The sequence below is a fragment of the Neptunomonas sp. ABH4_499 genome, from assembly GCF_056160565.1.
The window spans coordinates 1-18178 of sequence record NZ_JBSWXK010000023.1 but is presented as its reverse complement, the minus strand read 5'-3'; the positions used below and the strand labels follow the sequence as shown (position 1 = coordinate 18178).

General features: G+C 50.1%; 16 protein-coding genes. 13 read left to right on the top strand and 3 right to left on the bottom strand.

What is annotated here, in order from left to right:
• The first annotated feature begins 22 nt into the window (after positions 1-22).
• The 9 genes from ACXAF9_RS16890 to ACXAF9_RS16850 all read left to right on the top strand — a co-directional run bounded on the left by ACXAF9_RS16890 (position 23) and on the right by ACXAF9_RS16850 (position 9784).
• On the top strand, positions 23-1021 hold the full coding sequence (locus ACXAF9_RS16890) for an HlyD family secretion protein (protein WP_475076232.1): 999 nt from the start codon (positions 23-25) through the stop codon (positions 1019-1021).
• Positions 1014-2789, top strand: a complete 1776-nt coding sequence (locus ACXAF9_RS16885; RefSeq protein WP_475076230.1) for an ATP-binding cassette domain-containing protein — start codon at positions 1014-1016, stop codon at positions 2787-2789. The genes ACXAF9_RS16890 and ACXAF9_RS16885 overlap by 8 nt, the downstream gene beginning before the upstream one ends.
• A complete protein-coding gene (locus ACXAF9_RS16880) occupies positions 2779-3924 on the top strand; it encodes an ABC transporter permease (RefSeq protein WP_475076227.1) in 1146 nt (381 codons plus the stop codon). The genes ACXAF9_RS16885 and ACXAF9_RS16880 overlap by 11 nt, the downstream gene beginning before the upstream one ends.
• A 3-nt stretch (positions 3925-3927) precedes the next feature.
• Complete coding sequence (locus ACXAF9_RS16875) at positions 3928-5046, top strand: ABC transporter permease (protein WP_475076224.1); 1119 nt, start codon at positions 3928-3930, stop codon at positions 5044-5046.
• A 10-nt stretch (positions 5047-5056) separates the two neighbouring features.
• On the top strand, positions 5057-6553 hold the full coding sequence (locus ACXAF9_RS16870; protein ID WP_475076221.1) for an efflux transporter outer membrane subunit: 1497 nt from the start codon (positions 5057-5059) through the stop codon (positions 6551-6553).
• A 151-nt stretch (positions 6554-6704) separates the two neighbouring features.
• Positions 6705-7553, top strand: a complete 849-nt coding sequence (gene apbC / locus ACXAF9_RS16865; protein ID WP_475076219.1) for an iron-sulfur cluster carrier protein ApbC — start codon at positions 6705-6707, stop codon at positions 7551-7553.
• A gap of 111 nt (positions 7554-7664) precedes the next feature.
• On the top strand, positions 7665-8231 hold the full coding sequence (gene dcd / locus ACXAF9_RS16860) for a dCTP deaminase (RefSeq protein ID WP_475076217.1): 567 nt from the start codon (positions 7665-7667) through the stop codon (positions 8229-8231).
• 2 nt (positions 8232-8233) lie between these two features.
• On the top strand, positions 8234-8875 hold the full coding sequence (locus tag ACXAF9_RS16855; RefSeq protein WP_475076214.1) for a hypothetical protein: 642 nt from the start codon (positions 8234-8236) through the stop codon (positions 8873-8875).
• A gap of 102 nt (positions 8876-8977) precedes the next feature.
• Positions 8978-9784 (top strand): hypothetical protein, encoded by an 807-nt coding sequence (locus ACXAF9_RS16850; RefSeq protein WP_475076211.1) that lies wholly within the window; start codon positions 8978-8980, stop codon positions 9782-9784.
• 58 nt (positions 9785-9842) lie between these two features.
• On the opposite strand, the gene ACXAF9_RS16845 is transcribed toward ACXAF9_RS16850, so the two are convergent.
• Positions 9843-11141, bottom strand: coding sequence for a TolC family outer membrane protein (locus tag ACXAF9_RS16845; RefSeq protein ID WP_475076209.1), 1299 nt, complete (start codon positions 11139-11141; stop codon positions 9843-9845).
• A gap of 49 nt (positions 11142-11190) precedes the next feature.
• Entirely contained in the window at positions 11191-12384 is a 1194-nt protein-coding gene (locus ACXAF9_RS16840; RefSeq protein WP_475076207.1) for a pyridoxal phosphate-dependent aminotransferase, read from the bottom strand.
• A 220-nt stretch (positions 12385-12604) separates the two neighbouring features.
• On the opposite strand from ACXAF9_RS16840, the gene uvrB reads away from it, so the two are divergent.
• Entirely contained in the window at positions 12605-14632 is a 2028-nt protein-coding gene (gene uvrB, locus ACXAF9_RS16835) for an excinuclease ABC subunit UvrB (RefSeq protein WP_475076205.1), read from the top strand.
• Positions 14633-14641: 9 nt separating this feature from the next.
• Here the strand turns inward: uvrB and ACXAF9_RS16830 are convergent, their stop codons facing one another.
• A complete protein-coding gene (locus ACXAF9_RS16830; protein WP_475076203.1) occupies positions 14642-15082 on the bottom strand; it encodes a hypothetical protein in 441 nt (146 codons plus the stop codon).
• A 155-nt stretch (positions 15083-15237) separates the two neighbouring features.
• Here ACXAF9_RS16830 and ACXAF9_RS16825 point away from each other — a divergent pair, with 155 nt between their 5' ends.
• The 3 genes from ACXAF9_RS16825 to ACXAF9_RS16815 all read left to right on the top strand — a co-directional run bounded on the left by ACXAF9_RS16825 (position 15238) and on the right by ACXAF9_RS16815 (position 17778).
• A complete protein-coding gene (locus tag ACXAF9_RS16825; protein ID WP_475076200.1) occupies positions 15238-16584 on the top strand; it encodes a cache domain-containing protein in 1347 nt (448 codons plus the stop codon).
• A gap of 89 nt (positions 16585-16673) precedes the next feature.
• The gene (locus tag ACXAF9_RS16820; RefSeq protein WP_475076197.1) at positions 16674-17306 is read left to right on the top strand and encodes a response regulator; all 633 of its coding nucleotides are present in this window, start codon (positions 16674-16676) and stop codon (positions 17304-17306) included.
• A 76-nt stretch (positions 17307-17382) separates the two neighbouring features.
• Entirely contained in the window at positions 17383-17778 is a 396-nt protein-coding gene (locus tag ACXAF9_RS16815; protein WP_475076194.1) for a hypothetical protein, read from the top strand.
• Positions 17779-18178 lie beyond the last annotated feature (400 nt).

Sequence of the window (18178 nt, the reverse complement as noted above, 5' to 3'; positions counted from 1 at the left end):
CGAATCAATAAAGAAACTCGCTATGAAGAAAAAGTATCTTGTGTTGCTGATCGTCGTAGTCATTATTGCTACAGCGAGTTTTCTCTATTGGCCTAGTACTCAAAAGACCGAATCAAAGCTCTATGGAAATGTGGATATACGCCAAGTTTCCTTATCGTTTACTCAGTCCGAACGGGTGACCGATCTCTTAGTTGAAGAGGGTGATAGGGTCGAGGCGGGCCAAATTATCGCAAAACTGGACAGCAAAGTTCAGTCCCTACAGTTGGCGCAAAGTGAGGCTCAAATCGCCGCTCAGCAAGCGCTCCTTGCCAAATTAAAAGCAGGCTCTCGAAAGCAAGAAATTCAACAAGCTGAAGCGGCGGTTGCGCAGCAGCAGGCTAACCTTAATATCGCCCAAGCGCGTTTGCAGCGCTTAAAATCCGTGGATCAAAAAACCAACGGAAAAGGGGTAAGCCAACAAAACATTGATGAGGCGAAAGACCAAGTCTTTGCGCTGAAAGCCGCGTTGACTCAATCCAAGGCCAATTTGTCGATTGTAAAAGAGGGCCCCCGTCGGGAAGACATCGAGCAAGCTGAGGCACAACTGCAGGTTTTAGAATCCCAAAAAGCTGTATTGGCTGAACAGATTAATCGCACCGTCTTGGTTGCTCCAAGTAACGGTGAGGTTCGCTCGCGTTTAATGGAACCGGGTGATCTTGCCAGTCCGCAGCGTCCCGTAATTACTCTCGCTCTGACCTCACCTAAATGGATTCGTGTGTATATCAATGAAACACAGTTAGTTAACACTCAGGTGGGTGCAGAGGTTCAGGTGCAGGTAGATGGTCTTAATCAGGCAGTTAACGGCACGGTTAGTTTTATCTCCTCAGTTGCTGAATTTACCCCGAAAAATGTTCAAACGGAGGATTTGCGAACCTCACTTGTGTATGAAGTGCGCGTCAGGGTGAAGGATGACGATAACCTTCTCAAACTTGGAATGCCAGCAACGGTTTTATTACCGGTGAACGAGCTATCCCATGAGTGAGATGGTGGTTAAGGCTGAGCAACTCGTTAAAACGTTTCAAGAAAAGAATAGTGAGTGTACGGCCTTAAAAGCGATCAATTTTCAGGTCAAAAAAGGCCAGTTAACCGCCTTGGTTGGGCCCGATGGCGCAGGTAAAACGACCTTACTGCGTCTAATCGCAGGGTTGATGTCACCTACGGAAGGACAGTTGCGGGTACTTGGGTTTAATGTTGCCGAGCAGTCCCAAGAGGTCCAGAACCGAATCAGTTACATGCCCCAGCGTTTTGGTCTTTATGAGGATTTGAGCGTGCAAGAGAATTTAGACCTATACGCTGATCTTCATGGGGTGGATAAGGCCACACGTAAAGCGCGTTTTGAGCGCTTACTGAACATGACTGACTTAACTAAGTTCACTAAACGCCCTGCGGGTAAGCTGTCTGGGGGGATGAAACAAAAGCTCGGTTTGGCCTGCACATTGGTGCGCTCCCCCGAGCTGTTGTTATTGGATGAACCAACGGTCGGTGTGGATCCGCTGTCACGACAAGAGCTTTGGAAAATCATCAGTCAGCTGGTCAAAGACGATGATTTAACGGTGATTGTCAGTACCTCCTACCTTGATGAAGCTGAACGCTGTCATGAGGTGTATTTGCTGAATGAGGGCGAGTTCTTAGCCGAGGGCACACCGAAATCATTAGAGGCGTTGGCAAAAGACCGTTGCTTTGTGTTGGTGCCCAATGCGGATCAAAAGCCGCGGGATCTGCAAAGTGCTTTGTTGGATCGTGAAAGCGAGGTCGTTGATGCGGTACCTGAGGGCGGTAAAGTACGCTGTGTTTTGCAACCCTCCTGTGATGTAGAAGCGTTAACAAGTGCTTTAGGTGCCAAAGAGTATCGTGCCATTGAGCCTCGGTTAGAAGACGCGTTCATGATTCATCTGAAATCGCATAATGAATCTCAAAGCATCGATGCGTCTCTCTTACAAAGTGACGATAAACAAAGTGCCCACCCTAAAGATCAGCCGATTGTATCGGTTAAGGATTTGATTAAGCGCTTTGGGGATTTTACGGCGGTTTCCAATACCTCGTTCGATGTGCTGCCTGGCGAAATTTTTGGCTTATTGGGGCCTAACGGTGCGGGGAAAACGACGACCTTTCGGATGTTGTGTGGGTTACTGCCTGCGACTTCTGGCACTCTCGATGTGGCTGGCAGTAATTTACGCACGGCATCCGCCAGTGCCAGAGCGCACATCGGTTATGTGTCACAAAAGTTTGCGCTCTACGGTAATTTAACGGTTTTTGAAAACTTACGTTTCTTTGCAGGCGCATATGGTCTTTGGGGGCACAAACGAAAAGAGGCGATCGAGCGCGTTGTTGATCAATTTGATCTGGCCTCCCACTTAGATAAAAAAAGCAGTGCTTTGCCTGGCGGGTATAAACAGCGCTTAGCGATGGCCGCAAGCTTAATGCATAAGCCGGACATTCTCTTTTTAGATGAGCCGACCAGCGGCGCTGACCCGCTAGCCAGACGAGCTTTCTGGCGTCGTATTACGGCGCTCTCCAAAACCGGAACGGCCATCATAATTACCACCCATTTTATGGAAGAAGCGGAGTACTGCGACAAAATCCTCATCCAAGACGCGGGTAAAAAGCTCGCTATGGGTACGCCCGATGAGATTCGAAATGGCTTAGAGGGTGGGGACTCCATGAGCATGGAAGAGACCTTTATTCGCATCATCGAAACCAGTCGGCATTCCCAAGAAAGCAGCCGTCAGGAGTCATCGCATGCCGGCTAGCTATTCGTCAGTGAAAGCCTTTGCAATTCGATTGTGGGCTCTGGTCAAGAAAGAGACCCGCCAACTGCTGCGTGATCAAAGTAATCTCTTGATTGGCATCGGCTTACCCATCGCCTTGATATTCATTTTTGGTTATGGCGTCACTTTGGATGTAAAAGACATTCGCCTTGCTGTGGTAACGACGCAGCCAACGCCTGAAACCCACGATGTGCTCTCGACGCTGAGACTCTCACCCTACTTCAAACCCACCGTCTATACCTCGGTGCAAAGTGCCGAAAACGCCATGAGGGATCGGGAAGTTGAATCCATCGCGATCTTTGATAATACCTTTGCCAGTAAGCTCAAAGCAGGGCAGGCGGATGTGCAGCTTATCGTCTTGGGTAGTGATGCCACTCGGGCTTCGGCCATCAGTCAGTATTTTTCCCAGCTGTTAACTGTGTGGGCCGGTAAGCAAAGTGACCGCAGCGGGATGGACTCAAGCGCCTCCGGTGGTGTCACGATCGTACCAAGGCTCTGGTTCAATGATGCCAATACCAGTACATGGTTTATTGTTCCAGGGTTGATTGTGCTCATCATGACTTTGGTCGGGACGTTTCTTACCGCGCTTGTCATGGCAAGGGAGTGGGAGCGGGGCACGTTAGAGGCACTGTTTGTGACGCCAGTGAGACCCACAGAGATCATCTTAGCTAAGATCATTCCTTACTTTGGCGTGGGTATCATCGGTCTTGTTTTGTGTGTGACCGCCTCGACCTTTTTGTTTCAAGTCCCCATTCAGGGTTCGTTTTTAATACTGGCACTTGGCTCGATCATCTACATGCTGGTTGCGTTGGCGATCGGTTTGTTAATCTCCGCTTTGACTCGTAATCAGTTTTTAGCCAGCCAGATTGCGATTCTGGCAAGCTTCTTACCGGCGATGATGTTATCAGGCTTTGTCTTTGATCTTGGTAACCTTCCAAGCGGTGTTCAAGTGATCGGCAGTTTACTGCCAGCAACCTATTTTATTGAGCTCCTTCGTACGGTGTTCTTAGCGGGGAATTTCTGGCCCATCATCCTTAAAGACCTCGCTTTGTTAACCCTTTACGCCGTTGTGCTGCTAGCACTGGCACGTATCCTGACCAAAAAGACGTTGGATTAAGCCATGGACAGTATTCGTCACTATTTCCTGTTGGTTATAAACTTGTGTCAGAAAGAGTTTTTATCGGTATTGAAAGATCCTTCAAGCCGTGTGGTCTTAATCATGCCCGTGATCATGCAAACGCTCTTGTTTGGTTATGCAGCCACCTTTGATTTAAAAGAAGTGCCCTATGCCGTGTTGGATCAAAGCCAAAGCGAACACAGTGTCGAGATGCTACAAAAACTGCGTGGGGCAGGGTTGTTTAATCAGGTGGCGACGCTCAACAGCAGTCACGATATTGCGGATGTGATCGGTAATCAGAAAGCCTTAATGGTGGTGTATTTCCCCGCAGATTTTGAGCAAAAACTGCTGCGCGGCGAGTCCAGCCCTGTACAGTTGATTGTGGATGGTCGAAACTCCGCCACGGCGAACTCAGTGCTCGGCAGTTTCAGTGCGATTACGTTGGCGTATAACGCGGAAAAAGACTTAGGCGCGCAATTGCCTCTTTCGGTAAAAACGCGCGCGTGGTTTAACCCGAACATGGAAACTCGGTGGTTGATCTTACCCGGTATGATCGCCGCGCTCAGTATGATCCAAACCATGATGCTCACAGCGTTATCGGTGGCGAGGGAGCGTGAACAAGGCACCTTTGATCAATTACTGGTCACACCGAGCCTACCTTCACAAATCTTAATCAGTAAAGCGCTGCCGCCCGTCTACATTGGTCTTATTCAATCCTCTTTAGTGCTTCTGATCAGCCGGTATTGGTTTGATATCCCGTTCAGCGGTTCTCTCATCACACTCTATTTAGGACTCTTCATGTTTACCTTGGCCAGCGTGGGGATTGGTCTATCCATATCGGCCATTTCGTTGAACATGCAGCAAGCGATGTTGTACACCTTTGTGTTGTTGATGCCTCTGATGTTGCTCTCTGGGTTTGCGACTCCGCTCACCAATATGCCTGATCTGATGCAGGATCTGACCTACATTAACCCGCTGCGATTTTCGGTGGATATTGTAAGGCGGGTCTATTTAGAAGGGGCCACCTTTATGGACGTTTATCAGAATATGATTCCGCTTTTGATCATGGCTGCAGTTACGCTTCCCATCGCCAGTTGGTTATTTAGGCACCGAACCTCTTAAGGATTGAATTATGAAAGCTCCGCTTATATCCGTTGCCTTGATCAGTGCGCTGATGGTTTCCGGCTGCACTCGGTTAGGCCCTGAGCATCAGACACCGGAGGTCGATGTCCCTCTGCATTGGCCAGCGCTCAATCAACCATCCAATACCGACCAGAGTGTACAAACTTCCACGTTTGAGGCGGCTTTCTTAGCGGATTCAGAGTTGCAGTATTTGCTGCGCTTACTGGAGGAAAATAATCAAACCCTTCAAGTGGCAGCACTCAATTTTGCGAGCAGTCGAGTGTATCGAGCCGTCGCAGAAGGGGCAGGCGAGCCTGAGCTTGGATTGGCCGGCAGTGTTAAACGTCAGCGCTTAAGTGAAGATGGCAGTGCGACTCGCTTTGTTCAGTTCTCGGCTTCTGGGACGCAGAAAGACGCGCTTATCGACGCATTAGCAGCCCCTTTTACACTTTACTCAACCGGGTTTGATGCTTCTTGGGAGCCGGATCTTTGGGGTAAAGTCGCGAATCAGTTGGAGGCAGCAAAAGCACAACAAGCGTTGGCCAAAAGTGAGTTTGCGGATGTTCGGTTGGCGTTACGCACCGAACTGATGCGACGTTACATTCAAATCAGAGCTACTCAAGCGGCGCTTTCCATCCAACAGAAGATGAAAGCAAACTTAAACGAACAGTTATCGATTGCACACGCTTGGGTTGAATCCGGCCTTAGCACCGAGCAACAATCGCTTACGTTGAGAGCTCAACTGCAAGAGATCGACAGCGTCATTGAAGAGCAGCTGAGTAATCTCCACCAGTTGGAAAATCAGATCTCACTTTTATTGGGTGAGCAGCCAGGTGCCTTGAAAGCGCACTTAGCCTCTCAAAATAAGCCATTTAACGTGCTACCTACACCTGAATTAGCCTTGCCCTCGGCGGTTCTTAGCCAACGGCCTGACATCCGCATGCTGGACGCGAAAGTCCGCGCGGCCACTTCAAACATCGGTATCGCCGAGGCGGCGCTTTACCCGCAATTCCAGTTAACCGGCAATATGGGCTTCGAGGCGTTAAGCAGTCAGGCGCTTAATGAGTGGTCATCTCGCACTTGGCAAATCGGCCCTAGCTTTTATTTACCCTTGTTTAATCGGGATCAGCTGCACAGGCAAGTGGAGATCACATCCATTACTCAGCAGCAAGCTATCATTCAATATCAGCAGCAGGTACTGAGCGCGTGGACAGAAGTTGATTCGGCCATTAATAAAGTGAACAGCTCAAGTGCCCAATTAGCGAAGGGTAAATGTCGATTAGCGCTTAAAAAAGAGCAGTTGGATTTGGCCCAATCCGATTTTGAAGCGGGTCTAACCAGCGAAGTCCCTTACTTATCGAATAAGCACCAATGGCTAAGTGCAGAGCTTGATGTGATTCAAACCTCGCTTAATCTCTCGTTGAATCAATTGAGTTTATTTAAAGCGTTGGGCGGGGGTGATTTGCTTAAGGCTGAAGCTGAAAAAGCAGTCGACGAGCCCCAGTAGATAAATCCGACTAAAACGGTTGGAAAAGGCATATTCATCCCCATAACTGTCTTAGATAGATAAGCCACTGAAAACTGAAATGCTAAAATCGGCTCTGTGGCTTTTTTGAATAATGCTACGATGTTTTTATTTGCACAGATCGAGGTAGTCAATGCAAGCACAACCCACGAATGCCGCGCCCCAGAAATCCGGCTTATCCGGCGTAAAACACGTTATTGCAGTTGCATCGGGTAAAGGCGGTGTGGGCAAATCGACCACCACCGCTAACCTTGCGTTGGCATTGGCGGCCGAAGGCGCGCGCGTTGGTGTGTTGGATGCCGATATTTACGGCCCAAGCCAAGGCATGATGCTGGGTATTGCTCAAGGGACTCGTCCCGAAACCCCAAGTGAGAACGCCATGAAGCCTGTTATGGCCCAAGGGCTGCAGGTGATGTCGATCAGCTTGTTGATTGATGAATCCACACCGATGGTATGGCGAGGCCCAATGGCAAGCGGTGCTTTGCAGCAGCTGGCCACGCAAACCCAATGGGATAACTTGGATTACCTTGTGATCGATATGCCGCCAGGCACCGGCGATATCCAATTAACCTTGGCACAAAAAGTCGCTGTTGATGGCGCCGTGGTTGTCACTACCCCGCAAGACATTGCTTTGCTTGATGCTAAACGCGGTATCGAAATGTTCCGAAAGGTGGATATTCCGGTGCTGGGTGTGGTGGAAAACATGAGCACTCATATTTGTACCAACTGCGGCCACGAGGAGCACATTTTCGGGGCCGGTGGTGGCGAGCGCATTGCGCGTGATTACGACACTGAACTGCTGGGCGCTGTGCCTTTATCCTTGTCGGTGCGCGAGCACGTTGACCAAGGCAAACCAACGGTGATGCATGACCCAGAATCTGAGGTTGCAGAGCGCTACCGCGAGATTGCCAAGCGCGTAATGTCGGCCGTTGAGAATGCCGAAGGCAGTGCCGGGCCGATGATCGAAGTCGTGGACGACTGAGTTAAAAAGCCCGTAAACCTAGGTGCCGCATGATGAATTTTTATGCGGCATTTTTGTTTATATAACGCTATAATGAGCCGCTTTAATTTTTGGTGAGTGGAATCGCACATTATGGGTATTAAGTCCGACAGCTGGATCCGCCGTATGGCAGAAGAACACGAAATGATTGCCCCTTTTGAGGCCAATCAAGTTCGCCGCACGGATAAAGGACCGATCGTTTCTTACGGAACGTCCAGCTATGGCTATGATGTGCGCTGTGCGGATGAGTTTAAAGTGTTCACCAACATCAACTCATCCATCGTAGACCCGAAAGATTTTGATGATGGTAGCTTTGTCGACATCAAATCCGACGTATGTATTATTCCACCCAACTCCTTTGCGCTGGCGCGCACTGTTGAATACTTCAAAATTCCTCGTGATGTTCTGACCATCTGTTTGGGTAAAAGCACCTACGCGCGTTGCGGCATCATCGTTAACGTAACCCCGCTAGAGCCAGAGTGGGAAGGTCACGTTACTTTGGAATTCTCTAACACCACTCCATTACCTGCCAAAATCTACGCCAACGAAGGTGTAGCGCAAATGCTGTTTTTAGGCGCGGATGAAGTGTGTGAAACCTCGTACAAAGACCGTCAAGGTAAGTATCAGGGACAAACCGGCGTTGTGGTTCCCCGTACCTGATCATGCAGACGATCCAGCAACAGATTGAAGCGTTTTGGCAGCGAGTCAGCACCACGATTGACCAGCTGTTGCACTCTCGGGAAGAAAACCAGTTCGATGCGGACAGTCTTCTGAGTGAGTATCGCGAAACGCTTCAGCGCATCGACGAAAACCTGACCTTCCACTTCGAGCGCGAAGAGGAAGAGGGCCCAATCGAGATGATTTTTGGTTGCGATGGCTACCCAGAATCGATCCATTCGGTTCTGAGTTTGGTCGGTGCTGCACCTGAGTTGCAGGGGATTCGTTTTAAAGCCTTTAACCACCGTTACGACCCAATCCCAAGCCACATCAACGTGGCCGATGAAGTCTGTGAGCTAAAAGACTTTTGGTATTCGCTCAACTGCATCGATCATAAACTGCATTTAGCGGTCTATATGCACGATGTGCCACGTGTTCTGGATATGGATCCGCGCGTCGAAGCGGTGATGATCTTTCTCGATGCCTTAATCGGCGAATACGAAATCATGACCCGAGTGTGGGCGCTGGATTGGTTGGAGCTACCGAAAGACCCAGTCGATTTTGGCTTAAAGCCGCTGTCGGAGCTGCGTGATTCATTTGATCTGATCAAGCGAAACGTACCCATCATTGGCTTAACCATCCACTGATTATCCTTTGCCCGTCGCTTGTAATTCATCTAAGCTTCCCCATATAGAGAAGATCATGCATGAGCCATTCAGGCGTGCACTCACCGAGCAGAGAGCGTATTTATGAGTCAGGTTTTATCGAACATCTTGAATGATCTGGAAGATGAATATCTCCAGCACCTGAACGCCTCTGATAAAGCGGGCACACCGGGTGATGCTTACCGTCTTGCAACACGTTTGTGCTACGAGCAACTGTTCCTCCAGCCAGATGTGTTGGCCAGCGTGATCCAAGAAGACCCTACCATTCTCGCGGCCCGTGCCGGTGATTTTGTCAAAGACCCAGAAGAGCAAGATAACCCCAGCGTTGGGGTGATTATCTGCTCCAACATCATTGAAGCGGCACTCGAAAACTTACTCAGCGTTGCGTACGAGCAGGGTTGGCTCGACATTGATGATGAAGGGCGCTTGATGGTCGACACGTCGACCGATGGCGAAATCCTAAAAGTACCGACTGATTACAGTCGCTCTCAGATGGCGTTGGATGCGCTATCACAACCGACCCCAAGCCGGTTGAATCTGATCTTCCAATCGGCCGAGCAGGAATACATCGATCAGCTCGAAAGTGGCGCGCACGATGCGTACAGCCTTGCGCTTGAGGTCTCGGGTAATCATGCGATCTTCGCCCCAGAAGACATCGCGCCATTGATTGAAGAGAACCCGCTTTTGTTGGGACTGCGCCCAGATGAGCTCATGGATGATGATATGTTTGCGGGGGACCCGCCTGCGGGTATCGTGATCAGCGGCCACTTAACCAGTCTGTTGTTGGAGCAGCTTTTAATGCTGGCCGAGGAGCGCGGTTGTCTAGCGTACGACAGCACCGGAGCCATGATCATGCCGGACTCTGAAGAAGATAAGCCGGTTATCCACTGAATAACCCGCCATAAAAAAACCGATCAGCTGATCGGTTTTTTGTTTCTGGTGTGATTCATTAAGTGTTCGGCACCAGCCACTCATCCAGTGCGGCAACGTCCGCAGGGCTCAATGAGCCGATCATCATTTTTAACGCAAACAAGTTAGAGATGTAGCCAAAGCGGGCGGCCGAGTAGTCGCGCTTTGCGGCGTACAAGGCTTGCTCGGCCGTTAATACATCCACCACGTTACGGGTACCGACATTGTAGCCTTCGCTGGTGGCATCCAGTGCCGCTTGGCTAGAGACAATGCTTTGTTGGCGTGCTTCTACACTGAGTACGCTCGTTTGCATATCCCGAATGATGCTACGGGTGTTTTGCTTAATCTCGCGGTAGGTGTCTTCGAAGGTTTCGTTAGCCACGTCCAGGTTGGCATACGCCTCACGACTTTTCGAACTAATAGCACCCCCTTGATACAGAGGGACGCTGAAGGTTAACCCAACAACCTTGGAGGTCACATCGTCACGATAGGTGGTAGAGCCATTGTCGTAATCGTAGGTCGCTTGGAAATCCAGCGATGGCAAGTGCGCAGCACGCGCGGCTTTTGCCGCCTGACGGCCAGACTCCATCCCTAAGCTTGCCACCTTAAGGTTCAGGTTGTTCTCGAGGGCTTTTTCTACCCAAGAGTCAGGCGTTGCTGGGTTGGGAAGGGTGATCGGAAACTCATCGCTGAGTGGGTCGACCGTGGCCACTGGCTCGTTAATTAAGCGCTCCAGCGCTTCGTAGCTGTTATCTAACGCACCTTGCGCCTCAATCAAACCAACCCGCGCCGCATCGTAGGAGGCCTTGGCTTCGTGTACGTCGGTAATGGCGATTAAGCCCACTTCAAACTGAGCATTTACCTGATCTAAGCGACGTTTGATCGCGCGCTCTTGCGCTTCGGCGGTTTCAAGGTTGCTTTGGGCGCTCAGCACATCCAGATAGTTTTGAATAACCGTCAAGATTTGCTGTTGCTGGGCCAAATCAAAGGTCAGTGCCGCTTGCTTATCCAGTACTTGACCTCGCTGGAAGGTAAACCAGTCAGAGGCCGCAAAGAGTGGCTGGGTTAAGCTTACGGTATAGCCGTGGTTGTTGTAGTCCAGAAGCGTTGTGTCGTAATAGGTGGTATTGGCCGAACCCACCACGCTTGGCAGTAGTGCGGAGCGTGCTTGTGGCAGCAGCTCCTTGTTGGCGCGGTAGGTGGCCTCGGCAATTTTAAGCTGCGGGTCGTTCTTCAGTGCTTTTTGATAGATCTCTTCCAAAGAAGCCGCAGACGCGCTTTGGGCTGTCAAGAGAAGGGATGATGTAAGCCCAAAGAGGACCGAGTGTAGCCGGTTCATTCGTAATCCTTATACCGTATGAAGGCCTTGATGCTGATAAAATAAGCGATCAAGACGTGCTTTCGATGGCTGTTTTGATGCGAGCAATGGCATCCTGCAATGTGCTCAAACCCGTTGCAAAGGATAAACGCATGTTACCCGGAGCACCAAAGGCCGATCCTGGCACTAACGCCACGCCCGCTTCGTTTAGCAGAAACTCAGCCAATTCGATGTCATTGCTAAAGCGCGAGTCATTGTCGATGACACCCTGAAAACTTGGGAACGCATAAAACGTACCGTCGGCTGGGATGCACTCTACGCCCTCTATCTCATTAAGGGCGTTCACGACGTATTCATGACGCTCCTTAAAGGCAACCACCATCTTTTCAACGCACTCGTTACCGCCTTCAAGCGAGGCTTGAGCGGCCACTTGTGAGATCGATGTCGGGTTGGAGGTGCTTTGTGATTGCACTTTCTTCATAGCGCCGATCAATTTAGCTGGGCCTGCCGCATAGCCGATGCGCCAACCTGTCATCGAGTACGCTTTGGATACACCGTTCAACACGATGGTGCGCTCGTACAATTCTGGGCACGCGTTCAGGATGTTCACAAACGGTTGATCGTTAAAGCGGATGTGCTCATACATATCATCCGTTGCAATCATCACCTCTGGGTACTTCGCCAGCACATCTCCAAGGGCTTTTAGCTCCTCTAGCGAGTAAGCCACACCCGTTGGGTTGGATGGGCTGTTGAGCACCACTAAACGCGTGCGGTGGGTGATCGCCTCTTCAAGTTGTTGCGGGGTGATCTTAAAGCGTTGTTCCTGTGTGGTTGTGATGATCACAGGCTTACCATCGGCCACCAACACCATGTCGGGGTAAGACACCCAGTAAGGTGCTGGAATGATCACCTCATCGCCTTCGTTTAAGAGGGCCAGTGACAGGTTAAAAAAGCTTTGTTTACCACCACACGACACCAAAATTTGATTGGCTTGGTAATCAAGGCCGTTCTCATTTTTGAACTTATGAATGATCGCTTTCTTAAGGGCAGGCGTACCATCAACAGCGGTGTATTTTGTAAACCCGTTGTTGAGTGCGTTAATCGCAGCATCTTTGATGTGTTCTGGTGTATCGAAATCCGGTTCGCCAGCGCCTAGGCCAATAATATCTTTGCCTTCTGCGCGTAGCTCAGCTGCGCGGTTGGTCACCGCCAAAGTAGGGGATGGCTTGATACGATTGACGCGGTCAGAAAGTTGAACGTCCAATGGATTGTCCTCTGTGTGTAAATAAGCTCATTTCGCTGATTTATAGCGTCAAAAGTATATCGAAGAATGCTAGGAGTCTAAATCGGTATTTGACCGAATCCCGATGAGCCCATTTTAATATCGCGGTATACTGACACGTTCTGTCAGTGGTTTAGGGTGTAATGGCAGTTATAAAGGGTATTTGTTAGTACGTTAGTTACACAGCCCCATAAGGAGCAGCATGAGCGCAACCGAGAAGCATCGTTTTAGAGTCAACTCACCGTTTGAGCCATCGGGTGATCAGCCGACGGCCATCAAAAAACTGGTCGAAGGCTTAAATGCAGGCCTTGCCGGGCAAACTCTGCTTGGGGTAACAGGCTCCGGTAAAACCTTTACGATTGCGAACGTGATTGCTCAAGTGCAACGCCCCACCATCATTTTGGCGCACAACAAAACACTGGCCGCGCAGCTTTACGGGGAGTTTAAAGAGTTTTTCCCCGACAACTCGGTTGAGTATTTCGTCTCGTATTACGATTACTACCAGCCTGAGGCGTACGTGCCGTCATCCGATACCTTCATCGAGAAGGACGCCTCCATTAACGATCACATCGAGCAGATGCGACTCTCGGCGACCAAAGCGCTGATGGAGCGGGATGATGCGATCATCGTCGCGACGGTATCGGCGATCTACGGTTTGGGTGACCCTAAATCTTATCTGTCGATGATGCTGCACCTGGATCGGGGGGATCAGATTGATCAACGCCAACTGCTGCGCCGCCTAGCCGAGCTTCAATACACCCGTAACGATGTGGAGCTGCATCGCGGTACTTATCGCGTGCGGGGGGATGTGATCGATGTGTTCCCGGCCGAATCGGAGCGCGAGGCGATCCGTATCGAGCTGTTCGATGAAGAGATTGAGCAGCTGAGCTATTTCGACCCGCTCACGGGGGAGGTGCTGCGTAAAGTCCCACGGGCGACCATCTACCCGAAAACCCACTACGTAACCCCGCGCGAGATTCTGTTGGAAGCGGTTGATAAGATCAAAGAGGAGCTACACGAGCGTTTGGCTCAGTTGAAAGAGGCCAACAAGCTGGTTGAACTTCAGCGTCTTGAACAGCGCACCATGTACGACATGGAGATGATCATGGAGCTTGGGTATTGCTCCGGCATCGAGAACTACTCGCGGTACCTATCTGGCCGTGGCCCCGGTATGCCGCCACCGACCTTGTTTGAGTACCTGCCGGATAACGCGCTCTTGGTGATTGATGAATCCCACGTGACGGTGCCGCAATTGGGTGCCATGTATAAAGGGGATCGATCCCGTAAAGAGACGCTGGTCGAATACGGCTTTAGGTTGCCATCGGCGCTGGATAACCGCCCGTTAAAGTTTGAAGAGTGGGAGCAGCTCGCCCCGCAGATGATCTTTGTGTCAGCAACGCCTAGCAAATACGAAGCTGCCCATGGCGAGCAAGTGGTGGAGCAGGTGGTGCGCCCAACGGGCTTGATCGACCCGATTGTTGAAGTGCGCCCCGCCAGTACTCAGGTGGATGATCTACTGGGTGAGATCACCTTGGTGACTGGCCAAAATTTGCGAACCGTCGTGACCGTTTTAACCAAACGCATGGCGGAGGACTTAACCGAATACCTGGCCGAGCATAACGTGAAGGTGCGCTATCTTCACTCGGACATCGACACCGTAGAGCGGGTCGAGATCATTCGCGACCTGCGTATTGGTGAGTTTGATGTGCTGGTGGGGATCAACCTATTGCGAGAGGGCATCGATATGCCCGAAGTGGGTTTGGTGGCCATCTTGGATGCCGATAAAGAGGGCTTCTTGCGCTCGGAAACCTCGTTAATCCAGACCATCGGTCGTGCGGCGCGTAACGTCAACGGCCGCGCTATCTTGTACGCCGATAACATCACAGGTTCCATGAAGCGTGCGATGGACGAGACAGAGCGTCGACGTGTCAAGCAGGTGGCGTACAACGAAGAACACGGCATTACACCAAAAGGCATTGTGAAGTCCGTTGCCGACATTATGGAAGGTGCGACCACGATTCCTGGCCGCAAAGCGGCACGTTCTGCGAAGAAAGTGGCGAATAAAGCGGAAGAGCTCACCGTGGATGCAGCGAATATGTCCAGCGCGGAGCTGACCCGTGTGATGAGCCAGCTAGAGGATAAAATGTACGAGGCGGCCAAAAACCTCGAGTTTGAGTTGGCCGCGCACTATCGCGATGAGCTGGAAAAGCTCAAGCATTCAGGCTTATAAGGTAAGCCTTTAAGCGGTACGTGCACAGACAGGGAAGTCGTGCGCAAAGATCTGAATCCACTCAGCCGCAGCTGATTCTTGAGAGATCAATCGTCCCTCTTTGGATTCAATCCGCTGGCGATACGCCTCAATATGGCACAGCTGTTCGATCATTCGAACGGAATAAGCGATATCCGGATCATCAAACTGAACCCCAACCCGAAAACGACCATTCGGTTCTGGATTGCACCAAGAAACAAAGCCAATCGTTTCAAACAAGGCCCCATTAATCGGGATCACCACATCCAAGGCTGAGCCTGTCGCATGAAAACGATCGCAAGCTAAGCTGATGCCCATAAATTCCGAATGTTGGAGCTCTTTGCAAGGTTTGAGGGTGTCTCGGCACGAATTGACCGTGGCGGGAATCTCGTCAGGATGTCGGATATAACCTTGTTCAACATCAAAGGTCATTCAATAGTACCTATATGTGTGCGAGCACGACTGCCACACAGGAACACAAATCGCATACACTATCCATCGAGCGATACTGGATAAGCCCCATTCAAAACAATAAAACCTGAATGCAAGCTGACTGCAATGTGCATAATAGCTAAAAAGTGAGCAGTATGTCGTTAAAACTGAAAATTCTTGCACTGGCATTGCTGCCTTTATTGCTTGTGACGGCGACCATTACGTGGATTAACGCCAAGCAAGCGCATGAGTTAGCGCACCTTGAGATCACGACTTTCGAGCACACCTTGCTCCTATCCAAGCGACAAGAGCTTAAAAACTACGTAGAGATGGGGATGGCGGCGATAGAGCCGATTTTAAACGACCCCGCCTTACCCGAAGCCGAGGCGCAGGCTCGGGTTAAACGGATTTTGCACTCCCTGACCTTTGGCGATGATGGCTACTTTTTTGTGTACGACCTAAACGGGGTCAACTTAGTACACCCCGCTTTACCGGAGCTTGTGGGTCAGCCACTTTGGGAGCTGCAGGATGATAAGGGCGAGTACGTGATTAAAAGCTTGGTCAGTATCGCCAAAGCCGGTGGTGGGTATCACCGCTACCGCTGGAGTAAGCCGTCTGTCGGTGGGCAGGAAGACAAATTGGGCTACGTGCTGGAGATGCCCAAATGGGGCTGGATGATCGGCACAGGCTTATACCTGGATGACATCACCGCCGAGGTGGCGCGCGTTCGGGAGGAGGTCACCCAAAACGTGCGCAACACGTTTTTTGCCGTGATTGTGATCACCGGTTTAACGGCGCTGATCATTGTGGTAATCGGGATTGCGATCAACCTGCACGAAAGCCGCCTAGCCGACAGTCGCCTTCGGGATTTGGCGCATAAATCCGTCCGATTTCAGGTAAATCAACGGCGGCGATTTGCCCGTGAACTGCACGATGGGATCAATCAACTGATGGTGTCGGTTAAGTTTCGGGTGGAGCTTGCGGTCAATAAGCTCAAAAAAGGCGATGACACGGCTATTGAAGATCTTAAAACCGGGATGCAGGTGCTCAATCAAGCCATGCAGGAGGTACGCCGAGTCTCCCACGATTTACGTCCCAGTATTTTGGATGATCTCGGTTTAGAAGCCGCGCTAAAAAGCCTGTTGGATGAATACGAAGCCCGAACCGGCATCATCGTCGAGACTATTCTGCACCTACCGCCAGAGCGACTCCCCGATGATATCGAGATTACCCTGTACCGTGTGATCCAAGAGGCGCTGTGGAATGTGGAAAAACACTCCGGCACAGATGAAGTGCGCCTGACCACACGGTTTGATCGTCGCAGTATATACTTAAGCTTAAAAGACAACGGCTGCGGTTTTGATCCAGAAGCCAACAGCGGGGTAGAAGGGATAGGTGTGCGCAACATGCATGATCGCATCGAGTTATTGAGTGGCGAGTTTGAACTCACCAGCGAGATCGACAAAGGCACCCGTATTCGCGTTCGCTTGCCCATGGCGTAATTGCGGCTTTCTTTGGTAAAAATGGCTAGACGCGTACGGTCTATCTGAATAGGCTAATGACAACAACGGTTTATCAACAAAGGCAAACTATGATTCGGGTATTACTGGTAGACGATCATCCACTGGTGTTGGATGGCATTAATGCGTGTTTATCCAGTGAATCGCACATTGAAGTCGTAGGCCAAGCCAACAACGGCCTAGAGGCGCTGGAGCTTGCCGAGCTGCTCCAGCCGGATGTCGTCCTGATGGATGTCACCATGCCGGTGATGAACGGCCTTGAAGCCACTCGAGAGCTAAAAAAACGCTTCCCCGAGTACCGCGTGTTGATTTTGTCCATGCACGAGAACCGCGAGTACATCTTACAGCTGATCCAGTCCGGTGCCGCAGGCTACGTGCTAAAAGATGTCCCCTCGGAAGAGCTGGTGAAAGCGATCGAGATCGTCAACAAGGGCGGCACCTACTTTAGCTCCAAAGCATCCGAAACCTTGATGAAAACCAGCGATGCAGGCGCACACAGTAACAGCTCACAACAAGAGCTGACCAAACGCGAGCGCACCGTCCTAAAGCACCTTGCCGAAGGTGACAGCAACAAAGACATTGCCCGCAAACTGGATATCTCGGTACGCACGGTCGAAACCCACCGCCAAAACATCAAACAAAAGCTCAATATCCAAACCGCCGCAGGCTTGGCGAAGTACGCGATTGAGAACAATATTGTTTAGATGGTTTATAACCGTTGATGTTGATTATTTTCAGTTAATGAAGTGTGAGAATCTCTAATCATAATAGGTGTAATGATTGTTTACCTATGGATATTGGCTTAATACTGGCTTAGGAAATATAAGCCTGATGATTGGAAGGCTATTCTCAAAGATTAGGGTAGGAGTTAGTCGGCTTTATGCGCTATTTAGTGTTTTTTTAATGATGTTGAGCTTTAAATCCTTTGCGGTCGGTTCGGTGAAGGATGATACCTGTGCTAATAATGAACAAAAATACGACAGGCACGAAGCTATCATTGATGATGTTAAGCATGATGAGTTTCTCAGTCTTTTTTATCTGACTGAACTCAAAGTTATTCAGCTTCATGAGTTTCTTGCTGTCCTGCATCAAGGCGATCAAACCATCAAGGTGGTTTATAAATTTACTGGTGCATGTACCAATGGTAAGCCTGACTTCGAAAAAAGCTGGGATTAACTCTAAAAATAGCCCTACAGCTAAGGAAGCTGCGAATAAATCCTCCACTCGACAACCACGAGTAATTAAATCCTTTACTTTCAATAAGATATTTTTGCTGAATGCTTGCGGAAATGACTTATTCGCAGCTTCCCAAGCGCCTGATCAAGGGCATTTGGGGTATTTTGGGAGGGAGTAGGTTGAGTAGCACTTATCTGCTGCATCCGAGCTTGTCGGCGCTTTAATACAGCATCCAATTGAGTATCTTTACTAAATTCGGACATTAAACTTTCTCAGTGATTATTCTCTGAGAAAGTTTAATGGTTTATCTAGTCGTCCCTGAAAAACACCCTTTACGCACGGACCAAACTCAGGCTCTGTGCGTTCATTTCTCTTCTTTCCAATAACCCGATCAAATACA

Excerpts from the sequence above, each read along its gene's own strand:
- ACXAF9_RS16870 (WP_475076221.1), top strand. The coding sequence starts at position 5,057 with ATGAAAGCTCCGCTTATATCCGTTGCCTTGATCAGTGCGCTGATGGTT.
- apbC (WP_475076219.1), top strand. The coding sequence starts at position 6,705 with ATGCAAGCACAACCCACGAATGCCGCGCCCCAGAAATCCGGCTTATCC.
- ACXAF9_RS16875 (WP_475076224.1), top strand. The coding sequence starts at position 3,928 with ATGGACAGTATTCGTCACTATTTCCTGTTGGTTATAAACTTGTGTCAG.
- ACXAF9_RS16830 (WP_475076203.1), bottom strand. The coding sequence starts at position 15,082 with ATGACCTTTGATGTTGAACAAGGTTATATCCGACATCCTGACGAGATT.
- uvrB (WP_475076205.1), top strand. The coding sequence starts at position 12,605 with ATGAGCGCAACCGAGAAGCATCGTTTTAGAGTCAACTCACCGTTTGAG.
- ACXAF9_RS16820 (WP_475076197.1), top strand. The coding sequence starts at position 16,674 with ATGATTCGGGTATTACTGGTAGACGATCATCCACTGGTGTTGGATGGC.
- ACXAF9_RS16885 (WP_475076230.1), top strand. The coding sequence starts at position 1,014 with ATGAGTGAGATGGTGGTTAAGGCTGAGCAACTCGTTAAAACGTTTCAA.
- ACXAF9_RS16825 (WP_475076200.1), top strand. The coding sequence starts at position 15,238 with ATGTCGTTAAAACTGAAAATTCTTGCACTGGCATTGCTGCCTTTATTG.
- ACXAF9_RS16850 (WP_475076211.1), top strand. The coding sequence starts at position 8,978 with ATGAGTCAGGTTTTATCGAACATCTTGAATGATCTGGAAGATGAATAT.
- ACXAF9_RS16855 (WP_475076214.1), top strand. The coding sequence starts at position 8,234 with ATGCAGACGATCCAGCAACAGATTGAAGCGTTTTGGCAGCGAGTCAGC.
- ACXAF9_RS16890 (WP_475076232.1), top strand. The coding sequence starts at position 23 with ATGAAGAAAAAGTATCTTGTGTTGCTGATCGTCGTAGTCATTATTGCT.
- dcd (WP_475076217.1), top strand. The coding sequence starts at position 7,665 with ATGGGTATTAAGTCCGACAGCTGGATCCGCCGTATGGCAGAAGAACAC.
- ACXAF9_RS16880 (WP_475076227.1), top strand. The coding sequence starts at position 2,779 with ATGCCGGCTAGCTATTCGTCAGTGAAAGCCTTTGCAATTCGATTGTGG.
- ACXAF9_RS16845 (WP_475076209.1), bottom strand. The coding sequence starts at position 11,141 with ATGAACCGGCTACACTCGGTCCTCTTTGGGCTTACATCATCCCTTCTC.